10 protein-coding genes are annotated in these 12,347 nt (G+C 65.4%); 9 read left to right on the forward strand and 1 reads right to left on the reverse strand.

Translation table 11 applies throughout. The features are described 5' to 3' along the window. Positions 1-63 precede the first annotated feature (63 nt). The 5 genes from BM113_RS15760 (at position 64) to BM113_RS15780 (ending at position 6,277) form a co-directional block, all read left to right on the forward strand. Positions 64-1,161 (forward strand): BMP family lipoprotein, encoded by a 1,098-nt coding sequence (locus BM113_RS15760; RefSeq protein WP_089789003.1) that lies wholly within the window; start codon positions 64-66, stop codon positions 1,159-1,161. A 39-nt stretch (positions 1,162-1,200) separates the two neighbouring features. Beyond that, on the forward strand, positions 1,201-2,772 hold the full coding sequence (locus BM113_RS15765) for an ABC transporter ATP-binding protein (protein ID WP_089789004.1): 1,572 nt from the start codon (positions 1,201-1,203) through the stop codon (positions 2,770-2,772). A 53-nt stretch (positions 2,773-2,825) separates the two neighbouring features. Next, complete coding sequence (locus BM113_RS15770; RefSeq protein WP_089789084.1) at positions 2,826-3,902, forward strand: ABC transporter permease; 1,077 nt, start codon at positions 2,826-2,828, stop codon at positions 3,900-3,902. Continuing rightward, positions 3,899-4,912: an ABC transporter permease gene (locus BM113_RS15775; protein ID WP_089789005.1), complete on the forward strand. Its 1,014-nt coding sequence runs from the start codon at positions 3,899-3,901 to the stop codon at positions 4,910-4,912. The genes BM113_RS15770 and BM113_RS15775 overlap by 4 nt, the downstream gene beginning before the upstream one ends. Before the next feature lie 393 nt (positions 4,913-5,305). Next, on the forward strand, positions 5,306-6,277 hold the full coding sequence (locus BM113_RS15780) for a carbohydrate kinase family protein (RefSeq protein WP_089789085.1): 972 nt from the start codon (positions 5,306-5,308) through the stop codon (positions 6,275-6,277). A 17-nt stretch (positions 6,278-6,294) separates the two neighbouring features. Here the strand turns inward: BM113_RS15780 and BM113_RS15785 are convergent, their stop codons facing one another. Further along, positions 6,295-7,164 (reverse strand): DUF8054 domain-containing protein, encoded by an 870-nt coding sequence (locus BM113_RS15785; protein WP_089789006.1) that lies wholly within the window; start codon positions 7,162-7,164, stop codon positions 6,295-6,297. A gap of 297 nt (positions 7,165-7,461) precedes the next feature. Here BM113_RS15785 and BM113_RS15795 point away from each other — a divergent pair, with 297 nt between their 5' ends. The 4 genes from BM113_RS15795 to BM113_RS15810 all read left to right on the forward strand — a co-directional run bounded on the left by BM113_RS15795 (position 7,462) and on the right by BM113_RS15810 (position 12,346). Continuing rightward, positions 7,462-8,538, forward strand: a complete 1,077-nt coding sequence (locus BM113_RS15795; protein ID WP_089789008.1) for a TrmB family transcriptional regulator — start codon at positions 7,462-7,464, stop codon at positions 8,536-8,538. A 316-nt stretch (positions 8,539-8,854) separates the two neighbouring features. Beyond that, entirely contained in the window at positions 8,855-10,315 is a 1,461-nt protein-coding gene (locus BM113_RS15800; RefSeq protein ID WP_089789009.1) for an extracellular solute-binding protein, read from the forward strand. A gap of 2 nt (positions 10,316-10,317) precedes the next feature. Continuing rightward, a complete protein-coding gene (locus BM113_RS15805) occupies positions 10,318-11,331 on the forward strand; it encodes a carbohydrate ABC transporter permease (protein WP_089789010.1) in 1,014 nt (337 codons plus the stop codon). A gap of 1 nt (position 11,332) precedes the next feature. Continuing rightward, on the forward strand, positions 11,333-12,346 hold the full coding sequence (locus tag BM113_RS15810) for a carbohydrate ABC transporter permease (RefSeq protein WP_089789011.1): 1,014 nt from the start codon (positions 11,333-11,335) through the stop codon (positions 12,344-12,346). Position 12,347: the final 1 nt, after the last annotated feature.

The following is a 12,347-nucleotide window of genomic DNA, read 5'->3' on the forward strand; positions in this document are numbered from 1 at the left end:
CGTGTCGAAGGAAGTATTCAACTATGAGGAAATATTATGGTGTTGGGTCATACGTACTAATGTATGGCACGGAAGGGAACTGGTGTGAACAGGGGGAAACGCTTCGAGATGGACCGTCGGACGATACTCGCAACGGGTGCTGCAGCGGTCTCCAGTGTTTCGATAGCTGGGTGTCTCGGTGAGGACGAAGGGAGTGCGGGGACGGAGGTCGCGATCATCTCCAGTCCTGCCGGCTTCGACGACAACGCGTTCAACGATAATGCAGTTGAGGGTCTCGAAGCTGCCGCAAATGACTTCGATCTCGAGTACACGACGATCGAAGAAACCGAGGAAGCGCAGTACGAGTCGACCCAGGCCGACACCGCCGAGAGCGGATACGACCTCATCATCTGTGTCGGTGACAACCACACGGATGCGATGGAGACGAACGCCGCGGAGTATCCGGACCAGAACTGGATGCTCATCAACAACATGATCGACGGGGCGGACAACGTCTCCGGGTGGATCGAAATGAACAACGAGATGTCGTTCCTCGCCGGGGTCGTGGCCGGCGTGATGACCGACGAGGAGTTCGCACACGAGGACAGCGAAACGGACCCGGACGAGTCGATCGTCGGTTTCGTCGGCGGCGAAGACATCCCGTTGATCAACGCCTTCGAACAGTCGTACATCGAGGGCGTCGAGTGGGTAAACGACGACGCGGAAGTACTGACCGGCTACGCCGGTAGCTTCTCCGACACCGGCGCAGCAAACGACGTTGCCGAGTCCCAGATAGACGACGGTGCCGACATCGTCTGGCACGCCGCATCGGCTGCCGGCGCAGGGGCGTTCTCGGCGGCACAGGACAACGACCGCTTCGCGCTCGGTGTCGACGTCGATCAGTCGGTCACCGAGGACCAGTACCAGGACGTCATCCTCGGTTCGGCCGTCAAGGCGCTCGACGAAGCGACCTACCAGGTCAGCGAGGCGGTAGTGAACGACGACTTCGAGAGCGTCGTCGGCGAACAGAACCTCAGTATCGAACAGGGAGGCATCGATTTCGTGGTCGGCCAGTCGTTCGAGGGCGAGTTGCCGGCAGCGGTCGGGGAGAACCTCGAGGAGGCAAAGGGGGCCTTCGAGAACGACGAGATCGAACTCACCTGCGGTCCGACCAGCTGTTAACGACCGCAGTTTTCTATGCAGATCGCAGCTTCATGATCAATGACCGGAAGTAATACACCGCCGGCCGTTCGGCTCGAGGGAATCACCAAACGATTCGGGGACGTGGTTGCGAACGACGACGTCGACTTTACGCTCGAACGGGGGACGATCCACGCGCTACTCGGCGAGAACGGATCGGGAAAAACCACCCTGATGAGCGTCCTCTACGGTCTCTACGATCAGGACGCCGGAAGGATTCGTGTCGAGGGCGAGCCACGGACGTTCGAGTCCCCTCGCGATGCGATGGGGGCCGGGATCGGCATGATCCACCAGCACTTCAAGCTGGTGGAGCCGATGACCGTGCTCCAGAACATCGTTTTAGGGCACGAACCGACCGAAAACGGGATGGTCGACGAGTCCGACGCCAGAGCGGATATCGAGGAGATCTGTTCCCGATACGGGTTCGACGTCGACCAGTACCTGGATACGCCGGTGGAGGAACTCGACCTCAGTGCACAACAACGCGTCGAGATCGTCAAGAGCCTGTATCGCGGGGCGGAGGTACTGATACTCGACGAACCGACGGCGGTCCTCACTCCGCAGGAGGTCGAGAGCCTGATGGACGTAATGAACGACCTCCGCGCCGACGGTCGCTCGTTGATCTTCATCTCCCACAAACTCGACGAGGCGCTGACGATCGCCGACGAGATCACCGTACTCCGGGACGGGAAAGCCATCGGTACCGTCCGCGCCGACGAGACCTCGGAACAGGACCTCGCGAGGATGATGGTCGGACGCGAAGTGTTGTTCGATCGACTCTCGCGGGAAACGACGCCGGGCGATCCCGTCCTCGAGGTCGAAGGATTGCGAATGCGGGGCGATCGGGGTCGCGAACGGGTTTCCGGCGTCGATCTGACGGTCCGCGAGGGCGAGATCCTCGGCATTGCCGGCGTGCAAGGAAACGGCCAGGGTGAACTCGTGGAGGGGATCACCGGCCTCCGTTCCGTCGCGGAGGGGACGATCCGTCTCCACGGGGACGACATCACCGATACGAGTCGGCGACAGCGGATCGAGGACGGGATCGCGTACGTTCCGGAGGATCGACAGCGGGACGGTCTCGTCCAGGAGTACAGCCTCGTTCGGAACGCACTTCTCGGGAACCAGACCATCGAACCGTATGCCAACGGCGGCATCCTCGACTGGGATGCAGTAGCGGCCCACGCGGCCGAGATCGTCGACGAGTTCGACGTCCAGCCCGCCGACCCCGAAGTCGACGCGAAATCCCTCTCCGGCGGTAACCAACAGAAGTTCATCGTCGGGCGGGAGATCGGTCACGACCCAGACGTGATGATCGCGTCCCATCCGACCCGGGGCGTCGACGTCGGCTCGATCGAATTCATTCACAATCGACTGATCGAACTCCGTGACGAGGGACTGGCGATCGCCGTCGTCTCGTCGAAACTCGAGGAGATTCGGAAACTCGCCGACCGAATCGCGGTCATGTACGAGGGCGAGTTCATCGACATCGTCGATCCGGAAGCGGTCGACGAGGAGGACCTCGGCCTGTTGATGGCGGGCCACTCGCTAGAGGAGAGTGACGCAAGCGAAACCGACCGGGGGGTTCAGGCGTGACCGACGACCGCGAAGGTCGGGTCCGGGCGATGGTCGACCGTGCCGCTTCCCGTATGCTCGACGCGACGGTCCTCGAGCGGATCGGGATCGCGATCGCGTCGACGCTCCTGGCGTTGCTCATCGGCCTGGGGATCGTCGCGGCGGCGGGACACAACCCGTTCCGCTTTGCCTACCAGTTGATCGTCGGCTCCTTCGGGAGCGAACGGGCAGTAGCGCGTACGTTGCGTTACTCGGTGCTTTTCGTCCTCGCCGGCGTCGCCGTGGCCGTCGCGTTCCGGGCGGGCGTGTTCAACATCGGCGTCCAGGGCCAGTTCGTCGTCGGCGGGTTCGCAACGGTCGTCACGATCGTCCGGGTCGCACCGCACTTGCCGAACGGAACCGGCAGCGGGATCGTTCTGATGCTGATCGGAACGATCGCGGCCATCGTCGCCGGGGGACTGTACGCCGCGCTACCCGGTGTGTTGAAGGCGTACAGCGGCGCGAACGAGATCATTACGACGATCATGTTGAACTTCATCGCGATCGGTGCCGTCGGCTGGCTCGTCGCCGGACGATTCGGCGACCCCGAGGCGACTGCAACCCGGACCGAGCGCCTGCCGGAGCACGTCGAACTCCCGTCGGTCGTGTTCGACGATCCGAACCTCTCGATCGTCGGTATCCTCCTTACCGTCGCCGTCGTAGTGCTCGTTGCCGCGGTTATGGCACGGACCAGTTTCGGGTACGACATGGTGACGAGCGGCTATCAGGAGACCGCGGCGACGTACTCGGGGGTCGACGCCAGGCGGATGATCGTCTCGACGATGACGCTCTCCGGGATGGTCGCCGGGCTCGGCGGTGCAGTGTTTGCGATCATGATACAGGGATATTTCACCGATCCGTCCGGAATCGGGAACTACGGATTCGACGCCATCGCCGTCAGCCTACTCGCCGCGAACAACCCCGTCGGCGTCGTCCCGGCGGGACTGCTGTTCGGCGGGCTCGAGTCCGCGGGATCGCACATCCAGATCAACAGCGACGTTCCCGTCCAACTGATCGACGGGATCGTCGGGCTCGTGGTCCTGTTCGTCGCCGTTCCGGAACTGTTCCGGATCGTGGCTCGACGAACGGGGCTCGGAGGTGACGACGAATGAGCGTCGTCGACGCCGTGGATCGAAGACGGATCCGTCTCGTCGGCCTCGCACTGGTCGCGTCGATCGCCATCGGGACCGTCGTTTCGGTCGGTCTCGACGTTGCGCTCGAGCGGATCTTCACCGTCGGGTTCCTGACTCGGTCGCTGGAGATGGCGACGCCGATCGCGCTCGCCGCCGTTGGCGGGCTCTATGCGGAGAAAAGTGGCGTGTTCAACATCGGCCTCGAGGGGTTCATGATTTTCGGGGCGTTCAGCGCTGCGGCGACGATGTATCTCCTCGGAGGGACCTCTCCGACGCAAGGTCACGTCTGGATCGCGATCGTGACCGCGATGTTGGTCACCCTGCTACTGACCGTCGTCTTTGCCGTCCTCCTGATCCGGTACAAGGCGGACCAGATCGTGGCCGGGTTGGCAGTGTGGTTCCTCGGGCTCGGGTTTGCGCCGTTTACCGCGGCGGTCATCTGGGGGAGTCGCTCTAGCCCCGGATTGGCGAGCATCGACACGATCGCGTTCGGACAGTCGCCGCTGGTACTGCTTACGGTGGTCGTCGTTCTCGCCGCGTGGGTCGTGCTCTACCGGACGCGATACGGCTACTGGATACAGGCCGCCGGAGAGAACCCCGAAGCGCTGGATACGGCCGGTGTCGACGTGAACCGGGTTCGGTACGCGGCGGTGATCTTCTCCGGAGCGATGGCGGGGCTCGGCGGTGCGGTGTTGCTGGCTCATGCCGGCAACTTCGTCGGTACCGGTGAGACGATGGTCGACGGCCGCGGCTGGATCGGGATCGTCGCCTATCTGTTCGGCAACTACAATCCGATCGGAGCGGCCGCGGCAGCGCTGCTGTTCGGCGCTTTGGACATGCTGAACGTCCAGTTCCAGACCGTCGGAATCGACGCTCCGGCGCGGTTGGTCAACCTGCTTCCGTACGCGGCCGTGATCGTCGTTCTCTCCGCGTGGGGGAAGACCCGAATGCCGGCGTCCGTCGGCGAACCGTACGAGAGCGAGGAATAATCGCCGATCGACTGTTTTCCCGTTCCAAGCTCGATTGCTTTTCGTCCGACAGACGAACGCGGGGCATGGAGAACCCGCTGTCGAGCGACACGCTCCGGGGAGACCGCCGGGAGTCGGATCGTCCACTGGGTCCTGCTCGATGCGAACCGATGGCTGCTCGCGGCCGTGCTGTCCGTCCTGACGTTCGCCGCCTTCGTCGCGCTCGTCTCGTTTTTCCTGTTTGCGGCCTATTCTGCGGATCGCGACGATCTCGAAGCGAACCGGTTCGGTCGGGCCCTTCCCTTCGTCCCCCGGCGCGTCGAGCGAACGGCCGCGATCGACTCGTCCGATCGACTGGGACGAGGAGTGGGGGGATCCGTAACGTCTTGTGAGTGGAGAGTCGAAGGAGCCGTCGTGAACCACGAGATACTCGTCACCGGCGAAACCCTGATCGACTTTCTACCCGATGGCCCCGGCCCGCTCTCGAGCGTCGAGGGGTTCGATCGTCGGCCCGGCGGCGCGCCGGCGAACGTCGCCGTCGCGCTCGCCCGCCTCGGAGAGCCGCCGCTGTTCTGGACCCGCGTGGGCGACGACCCGTTCGGTCGCTACCTCCGGGAGACCCTCGAGGAGTATGGCGTCCCCGACCGGTTCGTCGAACGCGATCCGGACGCGAAAACGAGCCTCGCGTTCGTCACCCACGACGAGACCGGCGACCGCGAGTTCTCCTTTTACCGGGACGGAACGGCCGACACCCGGCTCGAGCCCGTCCGGGTCGACGACGCGGCGCTGGCGGACTGCGAGTGGGTCCACGCCGGCGGCGTCACGCTCTCGAGCGGTCGGTCGCGGGAGGCGACGCTGGACCTGCTCGAGCGTGGGGCCGCACAGGGGTGTACGGTGTCGTTCGACCCGAACCACCGACCGGAGCTGTGGCCGGACGACGAGACCTACCGCGAGGTCGTCGGGGACGCACTCGCACACGTCGACGTACTGAAAGCGACCGAAGACGAACTCGCCGCCCTCGGGCTCGAGGGGGAATCGGCGACGGCGCTCGCCCGCGCGGCGAGGGAAGCCGGACCGGACGCGGTCTTCGTCACCCGCGGCGGCTCCGGTGCGATCGCCGTCACCGACGAGGGAACCGCGAGCCATCCCGGCTACGACCCCGACGTGGTCGACACGACCGGAGCGGGGGACGCGTTCGTCGCCGGGACGATCGCCGGATTGCACGAGGGACGGGAGCCGAGCGAGACGCTCGCGTTCGCCAGCGCGGTCGGGGCCGCCGCGACGACCGCCGCGGGCGCGATGGCGGCGCTTCCGGACCGCGAAGGCGTCGCGTCGATCGCCGAGGGGGAGGAGAGCGGGAACGTGGACCCTGCCGACCGGCGGTGAGATCCGAACCGCGACGATTACTCGCGGTCCGCGTCGCCGTCCCCGGGCTCGTCGAAGACGAAGAACCGCTCGTCACACGACGGGCAGAACAGTTTCTCCGAGGGACGCTGCCCCGGGGGCGTCGTCTCGCCGCAGCAACTCGAGCGCGAGACCGTCAACTCGCCGTCACAGAGCGGACACGTCTCGAGCAGCGACCGCAGCGGGCGGCCGGCCGCCCGACGGATCGCGGGATCGTCGATCCGGGACTCGAGAGCGCGGTCCGCGGCGAGTTCCGCGACGGCGACGCCGCGGTGCAGCGTCGTCGGTGGGCCCGCGTCGTCGCAGGCGCTCTCGAGGACGACGACCGGCCGTCCCCAGGTCCGAGTCGGTCGCGCCTCGATCGACGGCGGCGTTCGCTCGTCCGCGACGTGTGCGAGGGCGTCCACGCTCCGATTTCGTAACGCCCGACGTTCCCGACGCCAGTCGGCCCGGAACGCCTCCGTCAGACGGATTTCGTCGTCGGCGGCGGCGACGGCGTCAGCCTCGAGGAGTGCGGCGAGGACGTCGTCCCCGTCGGGACCTTCGCTGTCCGCGGTGCCCTCGGCTCCGGCCCTCGAGGCGGCCAGCGAGCCGGTAGTGGCACCCGGTTCGCCGTGGTCGAACGGGTCGATCGGGAGCCACGCCACGAGACGCGGCGCGACTCGCGGCGTGTAGGGGACGAGGTAGCCGCGCAGCGTGATCGCACCGGTTCCGACGACCGCGAGCGCCGCGGCGGCAGTTCGCCGCCCGCGACGGAGTGCGATGGTGACCGCGACGACCAGCAGAAGGGCGTTCGTGATCGTACACGGCCAGCACCGATCCTCGCCGGTGTACTCGGGTCGACGAACGCGGTCCAGCGGATCCGTCATGCCGCGTGCGTTTCCGCCGAACGGTCTTGAGTGTAGCGCAGCGATACCCTTTTTTCCGACAACTGATATACTCTGACAGGAATGAACGTAATCGTCCCGGTCGGGAACGGGGAAACTCCCTCCGACGGCGCCATCGCTCCCGCCGACCCGTCCAACCTGTCCGACCCGTCCCACCTGTCCGATTCGTCCCACCTGTCCGATTCGTCCAATTTGTCCGATTCGTCCCACCTGTCCGACCCGTCCAAGCGGACGACACGACGATCGAACCCGAGTCGGAACCGCAACCGGTGATCCCCGATGGACAACGACGAACTCACGGAAACCCTCGAGGACGCGGGCCTCTCGCCGTACCAGGCCGACGCGTTCGTCACGCTGCTCGAGTTCGGCTCGGCGTCGGCGACCGACGTCGCGCAGGCCAGTTCCGTCCCCGATCCGCGGATCTACGACGTGTTGCGCGACCTCGAGGACGAGGGATACGTCGAGACCTACGAGCAGGATAGCCTCCACGCGAGGGCTCACGATCCGGCGGAGGTCCTGGCGGACCTGCGGTCGCGCGCCAACCGGTACGAGACCGCGGCCGACGAGATCGAAGACCGCTGGAGCAGGCCGGACATCGAGGAACACCGGGTCAGTATCGTCAAACGGCTCGATACCGTGTTGGCCCAGGCCGACGAGTTGATCCGATCGGCCACGACGCAGGTCCAGATCGGCCTGACGCCCGGACAGTTCGACGACCTCTCGGACGCGCTGTCGGTCGCCGTCGAGAACGGAGCGGACGTCAAAGTCTGTCTGTTCCCGTCGACCGAGGAGGAGCCGGAGCTCCCGTCGACGGAGGCCCTGGCGGGGACCTGTACCGAAGCGCGGTACCGCGACATTCCGTCGCCGTTCCTCGCGCTGGTCGATCGCTCCTGGACGTGTTTCTCGCCCCACGGCGGGTCGACCAACGAGTACGGCGTCATCGTCAACGATCGGACCCACGCCTACGTCTTCAACTGGTACTTCCTGACCTGCCTGTGGGAGGTCCACGAAATGATCTACTCCGAACGCAACGACGAGCCGCCGATCTCCTACGTCGATCTGCGGCAGTGTCTCCGCGACGTCGTCCCGCTGCTCGAGGAGGGACGGACCGTCGACGTGACCGTCGACGGGTTCGACACCGAGACCGGTCGAGAGGTCACCCGACGCGGGACGGTCGTCGACGTCACCTACGCCGGAACGGCGGCCAACGACGGGCGCACAACGCCGCTCTCCCAGCTCGCCGGCGAGGCGTCGCTGACGCTTTCGACGGACGACGGCACCTGTACCGTCGGCGGCTGGGGGGCGATGATCGAGGACTACGAGGCGACCCGTATCACGATCGAGTCGGTCGACTGAACGGTCGTGCGCGGAGGGGATCGTTCGCGGTGAAGAATCCGCAGTGACTCGTTTCTCGACGACGGGTGCCGTCGACTTTCTCCGCCCTCCTTTTCCGCTTCTCGTACCCTCGAGCGAGACGGTTTCCCGCCGATGCGGTACACTCGAAGATCGACACCGGAATTTCTGATCGATCCATCCTCGGAATATACCGCATAAGTCCCTCCCGAAGTCGCCCCCGTCTGCTTGCCCCGTCGCGATCCGACCAACCTGATTAACTACACCCGTTGTACCTCTCCATTAACTATAAATAACCATGACCATCATACACGTTTGCATGAGTGGAAGTGACTCACAGGCTTCGGAGAACGAGGGATCGAGCGTCTCGCGGCGAACGTTCGTCAAGGCAGCGGGAGCCAGCGGGGCGACGGCGACGCTCGCGGGCTGTATCTACGGCGAGGAGGCGGCGGACGATGCGGTCGTCGTCGGCGCCGACCCCAACATGATCGACGCGGTCGGCGACAGGGTCGTCGACCTGATCGAGGAAAACACCGAGGGCGACGTCAGCGTCAGGCTCCAGGCGGGCGACGAGGATACGGGCGACCGGCGAGACACGTACACGAATCTGTTGCAGGCCGAAGAGACGGAGCCGGACCTGCTGCTCATGGACAACGGCTGGGTGAACGTCTTCATCCAGCGGGGGCATATCGCGAACCTGAGCGACGCGCTCGACGACGACGACCTCGAGCGGATCGAGGACGAGTACTTCGAATCCTTCACCGCAACGGCTCGAGCGCCGGAGACGAACGACCTCTACGGCGTTCCGATCTTTCCGGACTACCCGACGATGCAGTACCGCAAGGACTACGCACGGGAGGCCGGCTACGACGAGGACGACTTCGAAGAGTGGGCCACCGAGCCGATGACCTGGCAGGAGTGGGCGGAACTCACCGAGGAGATCGTCGAAGCGTCCGACGCGAGCTACGGGCTCGCGACCCAGTGGGACGTCTACGAGGGAACGTCCTGCTGTACGTGGAACGAGGTCATGTCCTCGTTCGGCGGCGCGTACTTCGGCGGGTTCGACAACCTCTTCGGCCCGGTCGGGGACCGCCCCGTGACGGTCGACGAGCCGGAGTTCGTCGACGGGCTACGGATGATGCGGACGTTCGTCGCCGAGGAGCACGGCGACCACACGGACGACGACTACCCGACCGGGATCGCGCCCGATTCGATCCTCGGCTGGCAGGAGGAAAACGCTCGAGAGGCGATCCTCAGCGGCGAGGCCGTCATGCAGCGCAACTGGCCGTACGCGATCAACCTGAACGTCCAGGAGGCAGAGGATCCGCTCGACGTCGAGGATTACGGCGCGATGCCGATCCCGTACGCCGTCGACGAGGACGAGGCGAACCAGCCCGGAACCGGCGGCTCGACGGCCGCCCTCGGCGGCTGGCATCTCACCCTCAATCCCCACTCCGAGCGGACCGAGGAAGCGGTCGACGTCCTCCGTGCGACCATGACGGACGACTTCAACCTCGGCATGTTCGACCTCTGGGGCTGGATCCCGCCGAAGCCGCACCTGTTCGACACCGAGGAGGCCGCGTCCGTCGAGCCGATGGGGCAGTACATGGATACGCTCCGCGTCGCCGGGGAGAACGCCATGCCGCGACCCGTGACGACGGTGTGGCCGGACCAGTCGGAGCTCATCGCCGAGGAGGTCAACGCCGCCGTCGCCGGGGAGAAGAGCCCCGAGGACGCCGCCGCGGATCTGCAAGACGGACTCGAGGCCACCGAAGAGTAAGCATGGGCACCGAAGACCGGACCGCCGGCCCCGCGCGGCAGACGAACCGTTCGGGGCCGGTCGTCGCGTTCACGCGATGGATGGAGAATCTCGGCGAGACGGGGTTCGCCTACCTGTTGCTGACGCCGGTGTTTCTCCTGCTTGGAACGATCGCGCTCTACCCGTTGTTGCGGACCTTCGAGCTCTCGCTGTACCAGAACGTGTTGAGCGATCCCGAGTTCGTCGGCCTCGAGAACTACGTGCAACTGTTCACCGGGGCGGCGGACGCCCGGATGCCAGGGACGACGACGTTCCTCCCGGAAATCGCCGTCAGCAGTAGCTTCCCGTTCGTTCACGTGAGCGGACTGTTGCGGAGTGCGCTGGCGGTGACGATCATCTTCACGGTCGTCAGCGTCCTCTTCGAGACGATCATCGGCTTCGGGCAGGCGCTGGTGCTCGACCGGGAGTTCCGCGGTCGTCGCTGGGTCCGGGCCGCGATCATCATCCCGTGGGCGATCCCGATCGTCATCCAGGGGATGATCTTCTACCTGATGTTCCACCCCGACACCGGATTCCTCACCGAGTACCTCGCCAGTTGGGGCCTGGTCGCGCCGACGAACACGCTCAACGATCCGGCGAGTTCGCTGCTGATCGTCACGGTCGCGGACATCTGGAAGACGACGGCGTTCATGGCCCTGCTCATCCTGGCCGGACTCCAGAGCATCGACCGCAGTCTCTACGACGTCGCCGAGGTCGCCGGCGCGAGTAAGTGGCAGCAGTTCAAGCTGATCACCTTCCCGCTGGTCCTCCCGGCGCTCGGGATCGCGGTCCTGTTCCGGACGATCGACGCCATGCGGATCTACGGGCTCGTCGACTCGGTCTCCGGCTGTACGACCGTCCCGTCGCTGTCCTGTATGGTCGTCGAGACCTTCAACACGAACCGCGGGCTCGCGTCCGCCATCGCGTTCGTCACTGCGGGTATCATCGCGATCGCGGTGCTGGGCGTGATCTACCAGCAGTACAAGGAGGGGTTCTGAGATGGCCACCGCGAACGAACCCCCGACGCAGTCGAGCGACGACGAGAACCCCGGGCCGCTCGAGCGCTGGACCGTCGGCGTCGTCAACGACCCCGACAAGCGCAGCCGGCTGTACCGGGCGCTGTTTTACGTCGCCTGCGGGTTCTTCCTCGTGACGACGCTGTTCCCGTTCTACTGGCTGCTCGTGCTCGCACTGACGCCGAACGCGGCCATTCTCTCCGGCGACTGGGAGGTGACGCTGCCGATCGTCGGTACCGAACTGCCGTTCCCGACCCCGCAGGGCTTCAACGTCTCCGCGTTCGTCGAGGTGTTCCAGCAGGTCCCGTTCCACCTCTACGTCTTCAACAGCTTCGTGCTCGCGACGGTGACGACGGTCATCGTCATCGTGCTCGCGAGCCTCGCAGGGTACGTCTTCGGCCGACTCGAGTTCCCCGGACGCGGGCTGTTGATGCTCGCCGTCCTGGCGATCTCCTATTTCCCGCCGGCGGCGTTCCTGATCCCGCTGTTCGACGCGTTCCTCGGGAACGCCGTGGTCGTCCCGTTCCTGGGAATCGAACTGTTCGCGCCGCCGCGACTGGTCAACACGCCCGGCTCGATGATCATGCCGTTCAGCGCGCTGTTCCTGCCGCTCGCGATCTTCATCCTCACGACGTTCTACAGCCAGATTCCCGACGGGCTCGAGGACGCCGCGCGGGTCGAGGGGACGACGCGGCTGGGCGCGCTGTTTCGCGTGATCATGCCGCTGTCCGCGCCGGGCGTCGCGACGGCCGCCGTGTTGACGTTCATCGCCGTGTACAACGAGTACTTCTTCAGCTCGATCATGGCGCTACAGAACGAGCCCAACCAGTGGTCGCCGCTGGTCGGCGGGATTCTGAGCTATCAGACCCAGTACACCACGGACTTCAATCTCATGGCGGCGGCGAGCATCGTGGGCGTCCTCCCGATGTTGATCCTCGTCGTGGTGGCACAGGAAAAGATCGTCAGCGGACTCACTGAAGGAGCACTCAAGGAGTAAT

The sequence above is a fragment of the Natronobacterium haloterrestre genome (assembly GCF_900112205.1).
In the GTDB taxonomy this organism is placed as follows: Archaea; Halobacteriota; Halobacteria; order Halobacteriales; family Natrialbaceae; genus Natronobacterium; species Natronobacterium haloterrestre.

Excerpts from the sequence above, each read along its gene's own strand:
- BM113_RS15760 (WP_089789003.1), top strand. The coding sequence starts at position 64 with ATGGCACGGAAGGGAACTGGTGTGAACAGGGGGAAACGCTTCGAGATG.
- BM113_RS15765 (WP_089789004.1), top strand. The coding sequence starts at position 1,201 with ATGACCGGAAGTAATACACCGCCGGCCGTTCGGCTCGAGGGAATCACC.
- BM113_RS15770 (WP_089789084.1), top strand. The coding sequence starts at position 2,826 with ATGCTCGACGCGACGGTCCTCGAGCGGATCGGGATCGCGATCGCGTCG.
- BM113_RS15775 (WP_089789005.1), top strand. The coding sequence starts at position 3,899 with ATGAGCGTCGTCGACGCCGTGGATCGAAGACGGATCCGTCTCGTCGGC.
- BM113_RS15785 (WP_089789006.1), bottom strand. The coding sequence starts at position 7,164 with ATGACGGATCCGCTGGACCGCGTTCGTCGACCCGAGTACACCGGCGAG.
- BM113_RS15795 (WP_089789008.1), top strand. The coding sequence starts at position 7,462 with ATGGACAACGACGAACTCACGGAAACCCTCGAGGACGCGGGCCTCTCG.
- BM113_RS15800 (WP_089789009.1), top strand. The coding sequence starts at position 8,855 with ATGAGTGGAAGTGACTCACAGGCTTCGGAGAACGAGGGATCGAGCGTC.
- BM113_RS15805 (WP_089789010.1), top strand. The coding sequence starts at position 10,318 with ATGGGCACCGAAGACCGGACCGCCGGCCCCGCGCGGCAGACGAACCGT.
- BM113_RS15810 (WP_089789011.1), top strand. The coding sequence starts at position 11,333 with ATGGCCACCGCGAACGAACCCCCGACGCAGTCGAGCGACGACGAGAAC.